Here is an 18,001-nt window from a genome sequence, read left to right on the forward strand (position 1 = left end):
CATTTAGTTATTTTGAGGCATTACGATCTCAGAATGCTGTAATAGTGACCAGCATCACGTTCCTTAAACTTCCTGGCCGGGGAGCCTCCCACAATTGCAAGCGGCTCAACATCTTTTGTCACAACGGCACCTGCTTGAACGATAGCACTATCACCTATTGTCACACCGCCAAGAATAATGACTCTGGAACCGAGCCAAACATTGTCACCAATCAATACGTTTCGTACGAGATATCCCTTCCCATATGGCAGTGCATCTCCGTGATCATAGTCATGAACATCAGTTATAATTAAACACTCTTTACCTGAGTGAAAATTATTACCAATTCTCACGACACCACGCCCCTCAATCTCAATCCCATTAAAGTGACAGTTTCTCCCAAGGAACGTCTTTTTGGTTAGCTTGCACTTTCCGTTTATTTTCGAAAATTTCCCGAAATTTTTATGAAATTGCAAGTTATATACATTCCAAGGTAGCGCGGCGAGTTGCTCCAATTTTCTTTTGAGGTAGTCCATGAGACAAAGCTCGTAATTCATATCCGCACTATAAGTCGCCCATGATCTTGGGCGACTCACAGCACTTCCGCCAAACTCAAATCAGAGCTTAAATCGCTCAAGAAAATCCAACGCGTTCCAAAATCCTTCGCCGCTATTTTTATGCCCTTGCCAGACCTCTGGAATAAACTGAACGCCACTAGCGCAGCCGCTCAGATCTGATGCAAGTTGGGTGAAGTCCACATCGCCCTGGCCTATCTGAACACCTTCGCCGTCTACGCCCAAAGCATCAACAATGTGCATGTGCGCGATATACTTTCCTACCTTAAGCGTGAAATCATGAAGATCCCAATGGTAATAATTGCATGCCATCATTGAATGCGATACGTCATAGCAAATTCTGAAATTATATCTTTCGCAGAACTCTGCAATTTCGTTCGGGTCAATAAACAAATTATGGTAACTTTGTCCGCCAAAGTGCCAAGGAAATGGGGGCATTGTCTGTATTATTATCTCAACACCGTCCTGATTTACTTCCTTGAGCGCTGCAGCGACTCTTTCATACATCTGAGGGCGTTGATCTTTTGGAAGAAAGCCGGTGGAGTTAAATCCGCCTGCATTCACAACAATAACAGGGCACTCAGTTCTCGGAAAATGCGCTTTGAGACTCCGCGTCACGTCACAAACTTTATTTAGCTCGCGAATTGACCTATCAAGATATTCATCGTCAGTCGACGCAAGATCAAGAATGTGATCGCCGGCAAAAAGTTCCGGCGAGTGAACCGCAAAACCGATTGGCTGAACACCCGTAAAGAAGTCTTCCAACTTCAAGTCCATATCCTGATAGCTCAGGTGAAACTCTACAAAATCCAGGTTTGACAGCGGCGCAAGCTTCCCGTAGTCGTGATATCTAACGGGAATTCCAAACGGGCGACTAAACACATAAGCTCTAGCGTCAACAGAGTCTGCTTTCAGATCCGACTCGTAGAAATACTCTCCGGCCCGAAAATCACGTTTCGTTCTCAGCCCAACCAACTGATCCAAATACATCGGCTGCAGCCCTTGGCCAGGGCTCTTTACTAAGACCATATCGCGCGTGATGACGGTTCCAGATGGTGCATCACATGCAATTACCAAGCTCTTTGCCAGCGTCTCTCGATTAATCATTTCACCTTGAGTGAGAGATCTTTCACGAGCGCCCCCCATTGCCTCCTCTACCTCACGAATCTGCCGCACCATATCTGCAAACTCATCTGGCAACAATGATACCTTATGATCGTTACCCTCCATTCCCTTATCGACCGTGAAATGCTTTTCGATTACTTTAGCGCCTAATGCAACGGCAGCCACTGGAACGGAAATGCCCCTCTCATGTCCGGAATATCCGACTACTCCGCCAGCGATCTCCTGCAGGCGCTTTATATAAGCAAGATTCACATCTTTGAAAGGTGTTGGATATGTGGAATTACAGTGAAGCAGGACAAAATCGGCCCCTCTTGATCTGAGAAAAGCAACAGAGGCCTTTATCTCACTCTCTGTACACATGCCGGTTGAGCAGATCAATGGCTTCCCTGTTGCGGCTAGGGCATCAAGTAACTCGTGGTTAGTAAAGTCGGCCGACGCAACCTTATAGGCCTCCATGCCATATTCTTCCAGTGCTCGAAGACTGTTCAGATCCCATGGAGTGCACAAGGGAGTGAGTCCCTTTTCCTTGCAGTGATCAAATACTTCAAATAGCTCATCGTTTGAGAGCTGGAACTTATTCAGCAGATCAATGGTGTATTGAGCGCCAAGATCAGCAGAGCTATCCTTACCTCCACCGCCCTTGTATAGGCTCCCCAAATCACGCATTTGGAACTTGACACAATCTGCGCCTGCCTCAACAGCCAAGTCCACAAGCCGCTTGGCAAGCGTGATATCACCATTATGATTGTTTCCTATCTCGGCAATCAGGTAAGCAGGCCCCTCTGCTTCAATTACGTTCCCGCCTATAGCAAACCCTTTTTGGGTCTTAAATGCAATTGCAACTAAACGCTGGGAACTATCTAGCAAAGGAACTGCGTCAACAGCTGTCCCAAACATCGCCTCAATCTCAATTCGCTGAGATGAGACAGGAGCGGAACGTACGCCCTTATTCATAATCTCGGCAACACTCACACCAAGATCAAAATCACTTGTTGAGGTCAGCCAGCGCCGAAAATCTCCGTCCGAGACTGCACCTTGAAGACATCCACTTTCGTCAACAACAAAGACAATTCTTTTCTTATTGTTATTGATCTTCTCAAGCGCCTTGATTATTGACTCAGTATCAAAAACCAGAAAATCAACCAACTTTTTCACAACAATCATTTCAGACTCCGCTTGAGAAACTCTTCAAAATGGTTTCAACTATTACCCAGTCGAGTTCGGTATCAATTTCAAAACTCTCTTCCTCACTCATTACGTACATCGCAACCTTTCCAAAGAGTCTATTCTTTTCTCTAACCAAGCCATTTGACTTGGATATATATATAGAGCCATTCTCTTTAAATTTAACGTCTTTCTTTTCGATGTCTTGGCGACGCGGGCGATTTTGAAAATCATAGAGCGCCTTAGGGGAGTCTAAATCCTTCCAAAGGAAATTCCACATCTCGCACACGCTGACAAGAGAGTCCGCATTTCTGTTTGAAAACTCCTGAAAAGCGTTATCTATCGCATCACATGCGCGAACTGGAGACGTAGCCTGCAATAAAACTACGTTGTCTGGGTGATACCTATCCTTTTCACGAAGAAAGTCTAGTGCATGAATAAGACTTGGCTCCGTAGGGGCGCGATCGTTGGCAAGATCTGCAGGCCTCATAAATGGGACTTCGGCCCCATAGGCTTTCGCGATTTCTGCTATTTCCGGGCAATCTGTACTTACGACGACTCTGTCAACACACTTAGCAGAGATTGCGTGCTCTATAGACCATGCAATTAGCGGCTTCCCTCCGATATCTTTAACGTTTTTCCTCGGAATGCCCTTTGAGCCACCTCTTGCGGGAATGACCACCAAATTCTTCACGTTGCCTCCTACTGACCAAGCTAGCGTCAAATCCTAATCTTGGATGACGTCATCACACATCGACAATTACTTTCACCAAGACACAAGAAAATTTATACGGATGGACAATTTATCAACCTTGATGGGCAGCCCCCTTTTGGCACTCGCATCGACTTTTATGAATCGAACTTGGCACATATATCCAACGTTATCCTGAGCTGCGGGCCGAGACGGTATAGTAACTTTTCCGAAATAATCTTGAACCAGGACTTATTTCTTCGTCGAATAAGAGTACTTGTAAACGTATCCCCTGTAGCCATATTTATAGCGTTGGCGCTCCATATCAAGGTCATTGAACACAAATCCTTTTACAAAAACGCCTGCTTGACGCAACCGCTTCACCGCCTGTTCCAGTTCGCGTGGCGGATGCTGGCCTGCTCGGGCAACCATAAGCGTCGCCCCAACATTTCGTCCGATAATTGCAGCATCAGACACCGCCAGAATTGGAGGAGCATCCACGATTAACGTATCGAAACGCTCGCCCAGCTTTTCGAGTAGCTCCTCAAACCTCAGGTGCATCAACAACTCAGAGGGATTAGGTGGAATTTGGCCAGTTGTTACTATCCAAAGGTTTGGAACGGCTGTTGGTTTAACGATGTCATCGACCTTGACCTCGCCTGCAACAAACTCCGAAATCCCACTTTCACGCTTTAGGCCAAACTCCTTATTGATGTGACCACGCCTTAGATCGGCATCCACAATCACTACACGCTTTCCCGTTTGGGCTAGTACTGCACCTAAGTTTTTTGAAATAAAACTTTTTCCAAGCCCTGGACTGGGACCTGTGATCAACAATGAATTCCTCTGCGCATCCAGCAAAGCAAAATGAATAGTAGTCCGCAGGCTACGCAAACTCTCAATCGCATCGTCGTCTGGATTGGTGACTGCCAGCAATTCGCCTGATTTAGCCCCCTTATTCCGCTTAGCCAATTCAACCTCTTCTTCACTATGCGGTATAGATGCATAAACAGGCAGTCCAAGGCGGGACTCAATTTCATCGGGACTTTCAATAACGACTCTTAGGGTACGCAGCAGCCAAACAATAACAAGACTGACCACACCCCCCAAAACTCCGCCTATCGCCAGAATGACAATTGGCTTTAGGCCGACTGGTTGGCTTGAAACAGCTGCAGGATCAATGATTCGTACGTCCCCTACGGTGCCAGCCTTGCTCACTCGTAGTTGCTGCGCAGTATTCACCAAATTTGTATACAGAGCCGTATTGACCTCGACATCTCGCGCCAAGCGCAGAACCTCCTGCTGAGTATCCGGCAGCTTTGCTACTGAAGAGTCAAATTGAGCCCGTCGCTGCTTGAGTTGCTCGATGCGAGCGTTAGCGGCTTGGATGCGAGGATGTTCCTGGGTAAAGTACTGCCTAAGTTCATCTCGTTCTTGGCGCAGTGCGACAATTTGATTGTCCACTTCGACGAGTGATTGCAGCACGCTTTGAGTTTCGATGTTCAGATCCAGCGACCCTCTTGTCTGCCTGTAACTGTTGTACGCAGCCTCCGCTACGTCCATCTGGCGCTTTATCTCGGGAAGCTGCCTTTCCAAAAAGGCCAAGGTACTTTCCGCCTCTGCAGAACGACGATCCACATTTTGACGGACATACGTGTTGAGTATATCGTCCAGCACAATGCCGATTTTATTTGGATCCTTACCTTGAAGGCTGATATCAAGAATTCCAGACTTCTTCCCCCGCTCTTTAACCACGTACTTCTTACTCAAGTCCTCCAAAGCCTGATCAGACGAGTAACGAATTATTCTAAACTGTGTCCCTGGACGACTATTTAAATCAGATACGAATATAGAGTAGTTGCCAGCAGTCGCGCGCTTGCCGACAACACCCTTAATAACTGAAACATCATCTGCATCGAAAATCTCAAATGCACCGTTCTCCAACGATATTAATGTGAGCTTTTCATCAAGCATATCCCTTGGGACTGAAAGCGAATCGACCTTAATGGTCTCTCCTCCCCAAGCAAAGCTGTTGAGCCCCAGAAGGGGGGCTGCCACCCCCTGCTCCTTGTTGTACAGGCTATTCACAACCGCTCGTCCGATTAATGGGAAGTAGCGAGGTTCAGCCAGAATGTTGAGCCGCTGCTTCTCGATTACTTTATCTAGGATCATGCGAGAGTTGAGGATCTCTTGCTCTGCGGCTACGGTGGTATCACCCGCCAACCCCATGAGAGAACCCAGCTCCTTTAGACCACTAAGAGCGGCGGAGGCTTTTTCTTCTACCTGAATCAAGCCACTAGCCTTATATTCGGGCCGAGCGATAAATGTCCAAGCTGCACCGAGAAGCACGCCCAGTAGTGTAACGACAGCAATCAGCCAACGGTAGTCAATCAGAACTGAGATAGCTTCACCGAGTGCCAATCCACTATCTTCTTGATCATCTGTACTACGGGCTTCAGAGCTAAGATTTTGTTGTTCCATGAGCTGTCCGTTCTGTCTTCTAATTCTGAGGAGCGTAGGAGCGCGCGATCAGTTGCGGCCGCCAAACAGCGGATACTTGGTTCCGCTCAACTGCCAGAGGGTCTGGGCAGTGGGCAGGATGTTGGAAACCACGCGATTCCAGCGCACCACGTCGGCCGCATCCACATAAACGATGTCACGGGGGCGCAGGGGGAAGCGGTCGGCCAGCAGCATGGAGTCAGGCGAGGAACCATCCAGGTGGAAGAGCTCTGGAGTTTCGCTTTCGCCGCGCATCACGTAGATCCACTTGGGATTGGACTTCTCTTGGGAGATGTAGCCCGTATCGGCAAGCGCCTCAGCCAGGGTGGAGCGCTTTTTGGTCATGACCAGGGAGCCGGGCTTTTGCACCTCGCCCAGCACAAAGATCTTGTTGAAGCTGCGATCTGAGACGTTGAGGATGTCGCCGGGCTCCAGCAGGGCGTTTTGCTCGGTGGCGCCGTCTTCGTACATGGACTGGATGTCCACCCGGTAGGTGACGCCCTTGCGGGTGAGCAGTACACGGCTGTGATCTGCCTCAGGGCTAAAGCCGCCAGCGCGGTTTACGGCCTCAAGCACCGTCATGGGAATGTCGGTGACGTCTTGCAGGCCGGGCTTGGCCACCTCGCCCACTACATACACGCGCTTGCTGCGGAAGGCGGCCATGCGCACGTCCAATTGCACCTTTTCGATGTACTTGGACAGGCGGGTGCTGAGCAGCTCGCGGATCTGGCGGGTGGTTTTGCCGGCCACCTGCAGGGTACCCACGTAGGGGTAGTAAATAGTGCCGTCTTCGGCCACCACAGTGCCGGCCTGCTCCGCAGACCGGTATTGACCGGCCGGGGTGGTGAGTTCGGGGTGATCCCATACGATGATGGTAAGCACATCGCCGGGGCCGACCTTGTAGTCCACCGGGGTGGCCACGTTGGCAGGTTTGGTGGGGGCGGCGGGCTTGGTGAAGCTGTCTTGGGCAAGGTTTTGGCGCGGCGGCTTGGCGGCGGCAAGCTGCTCGATGATCAGCTCGGCGGTGATGGGGCGGATTTTGACGTTGTCGGGCACCGTCTCTTCGCCCTGCTTGACGGGCAGCTTGACGGCCGACTGGCTGTCGCGCAGGGAATAGGCCTTGTCGCCCGGCACCAGCGCACAGGCAGAGCTGAGGCAGGCGGCCAGGGTGGCCAAGGCAAGGCCACGCAGGCGCGGCCGGGAAGCGGTGCGGAAGGTTTGAGCGTCTCGGTAGGCCATCATGATCCGATGTTCTTTGGGGTATGGCCTAGCAGCACTGGCGGGGCTTTTGCCCTTAACCCCGGCTTGCGCGTAGTGCGCAGCGGGTGGCGCCGTTGTTTGCTGCAAAACCGAAACCCCGTGTTGTTGATGAAGGCTCCGGCATGCCAGCACCGGAGCGTCTCTGTTCCGTGCCCCACATCAAGGCAGGCGCGAGGACGAATCGAAAGTTTGCGCTTGTAATGTTAACACGCAGCTTTCATTACCTCGACCGAACAAGTTCACGCCCCGGTAAAACAAAAAGATACGGAATGTTGCAAAGTTGGCGAAGAGGGGATTGTCAGCAGGCGGGCCAAACGCTTTGCCCAGCCCCAGCGCCCTAACCCGAGATGCGCCGGATGATCAGGGCCACCACCAACAGCGCCCCGGCCAGCAACATGGATTCGGTGCTGCCTTGCTCGCCCGGGCCGACGCCCCAGGCCTCCGGCACGCCCGCGGATGGCAGGTGGACAGCCCCGCCCGGAAGGCCGACGCGGGCTGCGGTAGCAGGGAACATGGCCTGCACGCTGGGCACTTGCATGCTTACCGGTGTGTTGCCGAGGGCATCGGGCGCCATGCTGAGGGCACCCCCGCTGCCAGCGTTGCCTACGTTGGCACTTGCTGCCCCGGCCAGGGAGACCGCCGCCGAGGCCAGGCACGAAACAATGAGTTTGCGCATGATGGCATGACCAGTGATAGTTGATGCTTAAGCAACAAGCAAAAACCACGCCGGCTGCATTTGGCATGGGCCGCTGCATAACCAAAGTCACAATAATTCATCATGTTGCGGTGTAGCATTTTCAGAATGACCGAGACACTGCAGCGCAACATTCTGGGGCAACTGTAAAATTTGCCGACACACTCAGCACCCAAAAGGGGCGCAAGCTGGATGCAAGGTCTTTTGAGCAGGTGGAAGATTTGCGGTAGACTTCTGCATGTTATTGTATATAAAACGTTTTTGGCATTTATCACGATTTTGCCGAAGATGCTGTGCGGTTTGCCGCACCACGACGGATCGTATCCGACATTTCAACATGGTCTTGCCGCGCCGCGGCATTGCAGTGCAACAACGGATCTCATATGTTCAGTTCGCTTGACAACCATCGCAGCTTTCTACGGCCGAGCTACTCGCTGACCTCGGCCCTTGAGGCCTTGCTCGACCCCGTTGTGGCGATGCTCTCTCTGGCCGGCTGCGTGCTGTTGCTCGACCCGCTGGGTGGGCCGCATTACATCCTCCTGGCGGTGATGGCCTTCGGCTTGCTGTTTCCGGGCAACGCGGGGTTTCACGAGCAACCTCGGCGCGTGATCCGAAAGATCGGGACCAACTGGCTGCTGCTGGTGGCCGTGTTGGGTGGCTTCGGGATTGCCAGCGGCTATGTACGGCATTTTCCGCGCACGGTGGTGTTGTCGTGGGTGGTGCTTGCGCCCCTGGCCATGGTGGCGGCGCATTTCGTGGCGCGGGTGGTGGTGCTGCGCGCCCTTACGGCCACCACCCGCCAACGCACGGCGATTGTGGCCGGCGTGAATGACGTGGGCCTGAGCCTCGCGCGGCAATTCAAGCAAAACCCCTACCTGGGCTGCCGCGTGGTGGGCTTTTTTGATGACCGCAATCTGGAGCGCCTGCCCGATACGGATGGTTTGCCCACCCTGGGCACGATGACCGAGCTGCCAGACTTTGTTAAGTTGAACCGCATTGATCAGATCTACCTGGCGGTGCCGATGGCAACCCAGCCACGCATTCTCTCCTTGCTGGACGATCTCAAAGACACCACGGCGTCGATCTTTTTTGTGCCGGATATCTTTGTGACCGATCTGATCCAAGGGCAGATGCACAGCGTTGGCAGCACGCCCGTGGTTGCGGTGTGCGAGACACCCTTCACCGGGCTGAGGGGTTTGATCAAGCGGGCATCGGATATCGTGATTTCGGCCATATTGCTGGTCTTGTTGCTGCCCGTCATGTTGGTGCTGGCCATTGGGGTCAAGCTCTCGTCACCGGGGCCGGTGATTTTCAAGCAGCGCCGTTACGGGCTGGATGGCCAGGAAATCCTGGTTTACAAGTTTCGCTCGATGACCACGACCGACAATGGCAACGTGGTAAAGCAGGCCACCAAGAACGATGCGCGGATTACGCCCTTTGGGGCCTTCATCCGCAAGACGTCGCTGGATGAACTGCCGCAGTTCATCAACGTGCTGCAGGGGCGGATGAGCATTGTTGGGCCTCGGCCCCACGCGGTGGCCCACAACGAGACGTATCGCAAGATCGTGAAGGGCTACATGATCCGCCACAAGGTCAAGCCGGGCATCACTGGCTGGGCCCAGGTGAGCGGCTACCGGGGCGAGACCGATACGGTGGACAAGATGGAGAAGCGTATCGAGTACGACCTGGAGTACCTGCGCAATTGGTCGCTGGGGTTTGATCTGTGGATCATCTTCAAGACCGTGGCGGTGGTGTTCAAGGACAAGAACGCCTATTGAGCGTGGGTTGCTTGTGCGCGCGACTTGCTGGGGTGGCTTCAGTCGCCGATCCGCGCGTCGATCACAGGCATGCCGCTAATCGAAGTCCGCGGGCGACTGAAGTCGCCCCTACAGTCCCTCAAGCCGCCGTCTGAGCCTCCCACGAACCCCTTCAGCTTCACCCGTCGGGTGATACCGCCAAACCCTCTTCAGCATTGGGTTTGCGTCTTGTTTGGGGAGGAAAACCGAGGAAAGTAGGTTGAATCTGCCGCCGCGGGCGTCGCCGACGTAGTAAGCGTCGCCACTGCGATTTACGCTGTACTAGGGTGAGACGATCTTCCCGGTGAAGATCCGGCCGAAGGCGATGCGGGTGTATTCAAAAAGATTGCTTCGCTCAACCCGCGAGCGGGACTTGATGTGACCGCCGTGGCCGATCCTCGCGGCGATTTTTGAACAGCCATCTTCCATTGTGCGAGCATCTCAGTTGATGCAAAATTGAACCTGCTTTGATGACGCGGGGCGTATATGAGAACCACGGTGACCATTGATGATGCCCTGTACGAACAGGCACTGGAAGTTGCCGATCCAGGCATGGACAAGGCAGACCTGTTCCGTGAGGCCATTAAAACCTTTATACGAATCCAGGCAGCCAAACGCCTTGCCTCCCTTGGCGGGGCCATGCCTGACATGCCGGAAATTTCACGCCGCCGCGAGGATGCGCAAGGATGAAAGGGGTTCTCGTTGATACCTCGGTGTGGGTCGATCACTTTCGAAATTGCAATGACGCGTTGATTCAACTGCTGGCGTTTGATCTTGTGATGATGCACCCGATGGTCCTGGGGGAAATCGCGTGTGGAACACCGCCCAGTCGCGTTCAGACCTTATCTGATCTCGAAAAGCTGCAGCAGACGCAACAGGCAAGCGTGCGGGAGGTTATGGCATTCGTCGAACGAGAGCGCGTGTTCGGGGTAGGGTACGGCCTGGTGGATCTGCAGCTACTGGCATCGACCATGATGACCGCGGGCGCGGAATTGTGGACCTTGGATAAGCGCTTGTCTGTATTGGCGGAGCGTTTCGGTGTGATGTACCAGCCGGCTCTGCATTAACGGGCAATCCCGCGCCCGTTAGGCATCGCCAGCACCTTGCGGTGGCCTTGAGCGTCGCACCGTTGTCGCCATGGAGCACGGGTATGGAACGTGCTGATCGTTTGTGGCGACCAGCACGACCTTTCTTTGCCGACTCGACAAGCGTTCAACATCGCAGGCCCCCAACGGAAAGCCGCTCGTTGGGGATGGTCGAATAAACCTTAATTTTCTCCGTTTGACGCGTCGTCTGACGGTCGATACGGTCTCTCCTGTACGAGCGATTTGCAGGGGCGACTTCAGTCGCCCATCCGCGCGTTGATCACAGGCACGCCCTTGATCGCAGTCCGCGGGCGACTGAAGTCGCCCCTACAGTCCCTCCAGCCGCCTTCTGAGCCTCCCACAAACCCCTTCTGCTTCACCCGTCGGGTGATACCGCGAGTGGCGGGAAAACCCGCGTCAGCATTGGGTTTGCGTCTGGTTCGGGGAGGACAACCGAGGAAAGCAGGATAAACCCTACATCCGCAGGTTGAATCAGCCGCCGCGGGCGTCGCCCCAGCGGAGGGGGCATTCGTCGTCGCCGACGTAGTAGGCGTCGCCACTGCGATTTACGCAGTACTGGGGTGAGACGATCATCTCGGAGAAGCTCTGGCCGAGGGCGATGCGGGTGTATTCAAACAGAATGCTGCGCTCAACCCGCGCCCGGGACTTGATGTGACTGCCGTGACCGATCCAGGTGGGGCCGATGATGGATGCGCCCGGCTCGATGCGCACGCTGGAGCCGATGTACACGGGGCCGACGATCTGGACGCTGTCCCAGGCGATGGAGGTGTTGGGGCCGACCCAGACGCCGGGGCGGATCTCTTTGCCGGGCATGTCCATCTGGGCGACTTCGCCATTGAGCACGCGCATGAGCACCGACCAGTAGTCGCTCAAGCGGCCGATGTCGATCCAGTTGAAGAAGCGCTTTTGGGCAAAGAAGGGAAGCTCCTTTTCAACCAGCATGGGGAAGAGCTCGCTGCCGATGTCGAAGGTTTGGCCGGAGGGCACGAGGTCGAGCACGGAGGGCTCGAAGATGTAGATGCCGGTGCTGGCCAGGTTGGACTTGGCCTCTTCGGGGGAGGGCTTTTCCTGGAAGGACTTGATGCGGCCGTTGGAGTCGGTAACGACGATGCCGTAGTTCTTGACTTGATCCTGGGGAACTTCGAGGGTGACGACGCTGGCGACCGCTTGCTTGGCGCGGTGCTCGTGGAGGGCCGCCCCGATGTCGAGATCGATGATGGCGTCGCCGCAGATGACCAGCGTTGTTTCGTCGAAGAAACCGCTGAAATCCTGGATCTTGCGCATGCCGCCGGCGGAGCCCACGGGCTTGGGAACGATCTCGCCGTGATCACGGACACCTTCGTAGGAGTAGCCGATGGTGACGCCCCAGCGGTGCCCGTCGCCAAAGTAGTTCTCGATCTTGTAGTGGTTGTAGGCCACGTTGATCATGATCTCTTTGATGCCAAAACGGGCGAGATGCTCAACGAGGTATTCCATCACCGGCTTGCCGAGGATGGGCACCATGGGCTTGGGTACGTTCTTGGTGAGGGGTCTGACCCGCGTTCCCTGGCCAGCCGCCAGGATCATTGCCTTTGCCACGATGGAGCTCTCCGGTAGTTGCATACGTTGCATCGCTGTTGCGCCCGCCGCGAGCCGGCGCAAGACGCGAGCCGGTTGACGCCACAGTTATTTACAATGAATTCTACCAGTTTGCTCGAAGGAATTCGCCGATGCTTGGCGATGTTTCATGACGTTCTCGTGAAATCAAACACGGCTTGCCCAGGTTTTGACTTCTGCGGCGACGAGGTTGTAGGCGGCAAGATGGGCACCGCTGCCCCGTTGATAGGGGTCGGGAACCTCCTGCTTGCTCCAATGGCCAAGCAGGAAGGTTTTGCCGCGGGCGGTGGGGTCGAGGGCGACGACGTAGTCCAGGTGGTGCTTTTGCATGACGAGGATGAGATCGGCCCAACGGGTATGGCTTTGGGCGATCTGGCGGGCATGGTGCGGAGCCATGGAGACGCCGAGCTGATCGGTGAAGGCCAGGGCCGCATCATCGGCAGGGTGATTCACCAGGGCGCCAATGCCGGCCGACTGCACCTCGATGGCACGCCCCGCAGCAGTGAGTTCGTGCCGCAACAGGTATTCGGCAACCGGGCTGCGGCAGATGTTGCCCGTGCAGACTGTGAGGATTTTCTGGAACACGAGTAGTGAAAAGCCTGGAAGGAAGGCCGTGATTTTACGCCGATACCACCCCCGCAAGAAATGCATAGTGCACATTGCGGCCCGACTTGGCGGGTGCGGCCCGTGAGGGATAAACGGGCCAAAATACAAAAGCCGCCCAAGGGCGGCTTTTGTATTTTTCGAGCCCATCAAAGGCTTCGAGATGTTGGCGGAGTGGACGGGACTCGAACCCGCGACCCCCGGCGTGACAGGCCGGTATTCTAACCAACTGAACTACCACTCCATTTACTGATGACTTCAGTGCTTGACTGAATCGCCTGCACTAATGCTGCAGGACTTTGCATCCTGGCGTCCCCACGGGGATTCGAACCCCGGTTATCGCCGTGAAAGGGCGGTGTCCTAGGCCTCTAGACGATGGGGACTTGACACTGAATTTTGTGGTGGAGGTAAACGGGATCGAACCGATGACCTCTTGCATGCCATGCAAGCGCTCTCCCAGCTGAGCTATACCCCCACGATACTGCCAACTGCTCAGGCCCCTACCCTGGAACCTGCCTTTCTTGGCGTCCCCACGGGGATTCGAACCCCGGTTATCGCCGTGAAAGGGCGGTGTCCTAGGCCTCTAGACGATGGGGACCTGCTGACCGACAACAAAGGGGCCAAGGCCCCTTATGCAAAACGTTGGCGGAGTGGACGGGACTCGAACCCGCGACCCCCGGCGTGACAGGCCGGTATTCTAACCAACTGAACTACCACTCCATTTACCCAGCCATTCAGCTTGCTTCAGCTAAATGCGCCTGCCATGCTGCCGCAGGACTTGAATTTTGGCGTCCCCACGGGGATTCGAACCCCGGTTATCGCCGTGAAAGGGCGGTGTCCTAGGCCTCTAGACGATGGGGACCCGGTATTGCTTTTGTTGGTGGAGGTAAGCGGGATCGAACCGCTGACCTCTTGCATGCCATGCAAGCGCTCTCCCAGCTGAGCTATACCCCCGTCCAACGAAGACCGCATTATAGGTGTCGAACTGTGCTTTGTAAACCACTTTTTGCGCCAAACACCTTGAAGATGCGTGCTTGCGATCTTCACTATAGATGGAATTGCGCCCGGTTTTGTGAAGCAAGGCAGAAACGACAAGTTGCCGCCCAGGGGCGACAGAAATCGCCCCCGGGGCGTTTGGTGCGATCACCCGGCAGAAATGAAAACGGCGGCTTGCGCCGCCGTTTTGACCTGCACGAAGCAAGCTACGATCAGGCAGCCTTGCGACGACGGGCAGCCGCCAGGCCAGCCAGGCCGAGGCCGAGCATGCCAAGGGTGGCGGGTTCCGGAACGGTGAAGAGAACACCATTGGCGGCGAAGGTGCCATCAATGACGGCGTTGCGGTTGCCAGCAGGCAGACCGAACGGATTGACCGCCGGCAGGTTGTCGAGGGCCAGCAGTGCGTCTTCGAAGCTGCCACCAACGAGGTTGGTTTCGTCGATCAGGATTTCGATGGAGTCTTGGAACAGCTTGTAGGACACATCAACCGTGCCGGAAACCGGATTGACGAGGAAGGAGCCCAGGCCCAGCAGGGTGCCGAACAGGGACGTGGCGCCCGCACCGCTGATGGTGATCGCGCCGGTGGTGTAGGGGATGGACTGCAGAACGCCATCCAGCTTCAGGGTGGTGGCGCCGACGCCGTTGAAGTCGAACTCAACCAGGCTGCTGGTGGTGTTGGTGACCGCCACGTTGCCACCGCCGACCTTGGTGGTGGTGGGGTACACGGCGCCCAGATCAGGACCGGCGATGCCGTCGTAGTCGATCAGGGAGGAGGTGCCGGCAAGGGCGTAGATGTTGTAGTTGCCGGCGGGCGGCACCTGGATGGTGACCTTGCCATCAACGTTGGTCAGGGTGACCTTGAACTGGTTATTGGAAGGATCAGGGAGCGTGGGGCCGGCGGTGTTGATGCCGAAGTCGGAGATTACGAAATCACCGGTCAGGCCGGCGAAGGTGGTGGCGTAGCCGGCAGCGAAAGAGGCCGAGCTGGCGGTGGCGAGGGCCGCGACGGTAGCGGCTACAGCGAATTTCTTCATGAGGTCTCTCCAATACAGGTCAAACGGATTTCAGATCTTTACGTGCCGACCCTGATCAGATGAATCGCTGATTTTTTGGGCAGGCCCTTTAAGGCGATGTGCCGAAAAAAGAGCAATAAGCGTGCCGAAAGCGAAATATCACATTAATTCATGGGTTTATTGTTTCTGACAAAACGCTGGTACGTGTGATTGTAAAATTTGCCGACACAGACCCGCAGGCTACGGACATCGAACCCAAACTGGGCTCAATCTGCCGCCCTTCTCCCCTGCAGAACCTTGCCCGGGTTCATCAGGCCTCGGGGGTCGAGCGCGTACTTGATGCGGTGCATGAGTTCCAGCTCGACGGCGGGTTTGTAGGCAGGAAGCAGCGCCCGTTTGAGCTGACCGATGCCGTGCTCGGCAGAGATGGAGCCGCCCAGTTCATGCACCAGATCATGCACCACGCGCCCCACCTCTTCGGTGCGGGCGATGAAGGCCGCGTTTTCGTCGTGGCGAGGGCGGGACTGGTTGTAGTGGAGGTTGCCGTCGCCCACGTGCCCGAAGGCGACGATACGCAGGCCGGGGTAGCAGGCTTCCAGGGCGGCGCCGGCGCGGTCGAGGAATTCGGGAATGGCACTGACGGGCACGGCGATGTCGTGCTTGATGCTGACACCTTCGCGCTTCTGGGCTTCGGAGATGTTCTCGCGCAGGCTCCACAGGGCGGTGGCCTGGGCCTGGCTGGCGGCGACGGTGCCATCGAGGACGGCACCGTCGCCGATGGCGGTGGCGAGTTCGGCTTCGAGGACGGCGGCGAGGTCGACACTGATGAGGGTGTCGGTGAGTTCGACGAGCACATACCAGGGGTGCGCCTGGGACAGCGGATCGCGGGCGCCGGGGATGTGCTGCAGGACGAGGTCGAGGGACGGGCGGCTGATGAGTTCGAAGGCGGTGACCCGGTCGCCCGCCACACTGCGCAGGCGGGAGAGCAGTTCGACCGCGGCGGCGGGGCTGGCCACGGCGAGCCAGGCGGTGACGGTCTGGCGCGGTTTGGCGAAGAGCTTGAGGGTGGCGGCGGTGATGATGCCGAGGGTGCCTTCGGCGCCGATGAAGAGGTGTTTGAGGTCGTAGCCGGTGTTGTCCTTGCGCAGGGCGCGCAGGCCGTTCCAGATCTGGCCATCAGGCAGGACGACTTCGAGGCCGAGGACCAGCTCGCGGGTGTTGCCGTAGCGCAGCACCTGCACGCCGCCCGCATTGGTGGAGATGACGCCGCCGACCTCGCAGCTACCTTCGCTGGCGAGGGACAGGGGGAACAGGCGCCCTGCCCCGTCGGCGGCGGCCTGAACGTCGGCCAGGGTGACACCGGCGTCGACGGTGATGGCGTTGTTGGCGGGGTCGACGCTGCGGATCTTGCGCAGGCGGGAGAGATTGACGACGACCGCCTTGCCGTCCGCCAGGGGCGTGGCGCCGCCGCACAGGCCGGTGTTACCCCCCTGGGGCACGATCGGCACACCGACGGCCGCGCAGGCCTGCACCACGGCAGCCACCTGGGCCGTGTCGGCGGGCAGGACGACAGCCAGCGCGGTACCGGTGTAGCGGCCCCGCCAATCGGTGAGGTAGGGCGAAGTGGCGGATGGGTCGGTGAGGCAGTGGGCGGAGCCGACGAGGGTACGGAGGGTGTCGAAGAGCGGCGTCATGGTGGACTGCAGTGATGGGGTCGAATGAATTCGACCCTACAGGAAAACGCGGGGCACGGCTGCGTTTGTGGGGTCGAGGTGTCGGGGCGACTCGTAGGGGCGACTTCAGTCGCCCATCCACGCGTCGATCACAGCCAGACCGTTAATCAAAGTCCGTGGGCGACTGAAGTCGCCCCTACAGGTCGCCCCTACAGGCGCCGCCTAGCGGCCGAGCGCCCGGGCGATGGCGGGTAGGGCGAGCTCGACGGCGGCTTCGCCTTCGGCGATGGCTTCGGCGCCGCGGTGGAAGTCCATGAGCCCGAGCTGGGCAAGGCGCGGTGAGATGAGGACGTCGGCGGGCTCACCCGCCAGGCGGCTGCGGGCGATGCGGACGGACATGATGGCGATGCTGCTTTGCATGACGCTGAGCATGGAGGGCAGGCTTTCGTCGGCGCCCTCCTCCACATCGGCGGCCTGTTTGCCATTGATGCCGAAGCGGGAGAGCAGCTTGCGCGACCACCCGCCGGGGGCTTCGGCAGCGGCTTCGACCGGGTGGCGGTTGCGCCAGGCCCAACCAACGGCATCTGAGTTGAGCTCGACGGCGATGACGACATCGGCACCCATGGCACGGGCCAGGGAGACGGGTACCGGGTTGACCAGGCCGCCATCCACGAGCAGACGTCCATCCTGCCACGTTGGGGCCATGAGGCCGGGCAAGGCGATGGAGGCGCGCACGGCACTGGAGACACTGCCGTCCCGCAGCCAGACTTCGTGGCCGCTGTGGAGATCCGTGGCGACACAGCCGAAGGTGTGGGGCAAGGCGGTGAAGTCGCGGTCGACGAACTGGCGTTCGAAGAAGGCCATGAGCTTGTCGCCCTTGAGCAGGCCGCCGCGCAGGCCCATGTCCATCAGGCCGACCACGTCCTGCCAGCCCAGGGTTTCGACCCAGGCGCCGAGCTTTTCGGTGTCGCCGGCTGCGGCGACGGCGCCGACGAAGGCGCCGATGGAGCAACCGCTGATGATCTGTGGCTCGATGCCCTCCCGCGCCAGCGCCCGCAGCACACCGATATGCGCCCACCCGCGGGCGGAACCGCTGCCAAGGGCGATGCCGATGCGAGGGGGGCGTTTGCGGCGGGTCATGGCTTTACCGTGGGATCGAATTCATTCCGGGAGCCTCGATTTGACGCGCCGCCCCGGGGGCAAAATGCAGAGGCGAATTGTAGGGGCTGTA

At 56.8% G+C, this 18,001-nt stretch carries 14 protein-coding genes and 7 tRNA genes; 3 read left to right on the forward strand and 18 right to left on the reverse strand.

What is annotated here, in order from left to right; genetic code table 11:
• Positions 1-20 precede the first annotated feature (20 nt).
• The 6 genes from J0L98_RS02955 to J0L98_RS02980 all read right to left on the reverse strand — a co-directional run bounded on the left by J0L98_RS02955 (position 21) and on the right by J0L98_RS02980 (position 7,969).
• Entirely contained in the window at positions 21-515 is a 495-nt protein-coding gene (locus J0L98_RS02955) for an acyltransferase (protein WP_296409971.1), read from the reverse strand.
• 81 nt (positions 516-596) lie between these two features.
• Entirely contained in the window at positions 597-2,843 is a 2,247-nt protein-coding gene (locus J0L98_RS02960; protein WP_296409972.1) for an N-acetylneuraminate synthase family protein, read from the reverse strand.
• Between the two features lies 1 nt (position 2,844).
• Positions 2,845-3,537, reverse strand: coding sequence for an acylneuraminate cytidylyltransferase family protein (locus tag J0L98_RS02965; protein WP_296409973.1), 693 nt, complete (start codon positions 3,535-3,537; stop codon positions 2,845-2,847).
• A gap of 249 nt (positions 3,538-3,786) precedes the next feature.
• A complete protein-coding gene (locus tag J0L98_RS02970) occupies positions 3,787-6,015 on the reverse strand; it encodes a polysaccharide biosynthesis tyrosine autokinase (protein WP_296409974.1) in 2,229 nt (742 codons plus the stop codon).
• 48 nt (positions 6,016-6,063) lie between these two features.
• Positions 6,064-7,275, reverse strand: coding sequence for a polysaccharide export protein (locus tag J0L98_RS02975; protein ID WP_296409975.1), 1,212 nt, complete (start codon positions 7,273-7,275; stop codon positions 6,064-6,066).
• Between the two features lie 355 nt (positions 7,276-7,630).
• Positions 7,631-7,969 carry a hypothetical protein gene (locus J0L98_RS02980; protein ID WP_296409976.1) on the reverse strand — a complete coding sequence of 113 codons (339 nt, stop codon included), beginning with the start codon at positions 7,967-7,969 and terminating at the stop codon, positions 7,631-7,633.
• Between the two features lie 401 nt (positions 7,970-8,370).
• Between J0L98_RS02980 and J0L98_RS02985 the strand changes: the two genes are divergently transcribed.
• The 3 genes from J0L98_RS02985 (at position 8,371) to J0L98_RS02995 (ending at position 10,850) form a co-directional block, all read left to right on the forward strand.
• A complete protein-coding gene (locus J0L98_RS02985) occupies positions 8,371-9,765 on the forward strand; it encodes an undecaprenyl-phosphate glucose phosphotransferase (RefSeq protein ID WP_296409978.1) in 1,395 nt (464 codons plus the stop codon).
• Between the two features lie 504 nt (positions 9,766-10,269).
• Positions 10,270-10,473 (forward strand): type II toxin-antitoxin system VapB family antitoxin, encoded by a 204-nt coding sequence (locus J0L98_RS02990; RefSeq protein WP_296409979.1) that lies wholly within the window; start codon positions 10,270-10,272, stop codon positions 10,471-10,473.
• Complete coding sequence (locus J0L98_RS02995; protein WP_296409980.1) at positions 10,470-10,850, forward strand: VapC toxin family PIN domain ribonuclease; 381 nt, start codon at positions 10,470-10,472, stop codon at positions 10,848-10,850. Before J0L98_RS02990 ends, J0L98_RS02995 begins: the two co-directional genes overlap by 4 nt.
• A gap of 510 nt (positions 10,851-11,360) precedes the next feature.
• Here the strand turns inward: J0L98_RS02995 and J0L98_RS03000 are convergent.
• The 12 genes from J0L98_RS03000 to J0L98_RS03055 form a co-directional block, all read right to left on the reverse strand.
• Positions 11,361-12,467 carry an NDP-sugar synthase gene (locus J0L98_RS03000; RefSeq protein ID WP_296409981.1) on the reverse strand — a complete coding sequence of 369 codons (1,107 nt, stop codon included), beginning with the start codon at positions 12,465-12,467 and terminating at the stop codon, positions 11,361-11,363.
• Between the two features lie 165 nt (positions 12,468-12,632).
• A complete protein-coding gene (locus J0L98_RS03005) occupies positions 12,633-13,070 on the reverse strand; it encodes a low molecular weight protein-tyrosine-phosphatase (RefSeq protein WP_296409982.1) in 438 nt (145 codons plus the stop codon).
• Between the two features lie 185 nt (positions 13,071-13,255).
• Positions 13,256-13,332: transfer RNA gene (locus tag J0L98_RS03010), tRNA-Asp, on the reverse strand.
• 63 nt (positions 13,333-13,395) lie between these two features.
• Positions 13,396-13,471 (reverse strand) — tRNA-Glu (locus J0L98_RS03015).
• Positions 13,472-13,487: 16 nt separating this feature from the next.
• A tRNA-Ala gene (locus tag J0L98_RS03020) sits at positions 13,488-13,563 on the reverse strand.
• Positions 13,564-13,610: 47 nt separating this feature from the next.
• Positions 13,611-13,686, reverse strand: a tRNA-Glu gene (locus J0L98_RS03025).
• A gap of 45 nt (positions 13,687-13,731) precedes the next feature.
• Positions 13,732-13,808, reverse strand: a tRNA-Asp gene (locus tag J0L98_RS03030).
• Between the two features lie 66 nt (positions 13,809-13,874).
• Positions 13,875-13,950, reverse strand: a tRNA-Glu gene (locus J0L98_RS03035).
• Between the two features lie 16 nt (positions 13,951-13,966).
• Positions 13,967-14,042: transfer RNA gene (locus tag J0L98_RS03040), tRNA-Ala, on the reverse strand.
• A gap of 254 nt (positions 14,043-14,296) precedes the next feature.
• Positions 14,297-15,118, reverse strand: coding sequence for a PEP-CTERM sorting domain-containing protein (locus J0L98_RS03045; protein ID WP_296409984.1), 822 nt, complete (start codon positions 15,116-15,118; stop codon positions 14,297-14,299).
• A 245-nt stretch (positions 15,119-15,363) separates the two neighbouring features.
• Positions 15,364-16,791, reverse strand: coding sequence for an FAD-binding oxidoreductase (locus J0L98_RS03050; RefSeq protein WP_296409986.1), 1,428 nt, complete (start codon positions 16,789-16,791; stop codon positions 15,364-15,366).
• Positions 16,792-16,992: 201 nt separating this feature from the next.
• The gene (locus tag J0L98_RS03055) at positions 16,993-17,910 is read right to left on the reverse strand and encodes a patatin-like phospholipase family protein (protein WP_296409988.1); all 918 of its coding nucleotides are present in this window, start codon (positions 17,908-17,910) and stop codon (positions 16,993-16,995) included.
• Positions 17,911-18,001: the final 91 nt, after the last annotated feature.

Source organism: Zoogloea sp., assembly GCF_017302315.1.
GTDB lineage: Bacteria > Pseudomonadota > Gammaproteobacteria > Burkholderiales > Rhodocyclaceae > Zoogloea.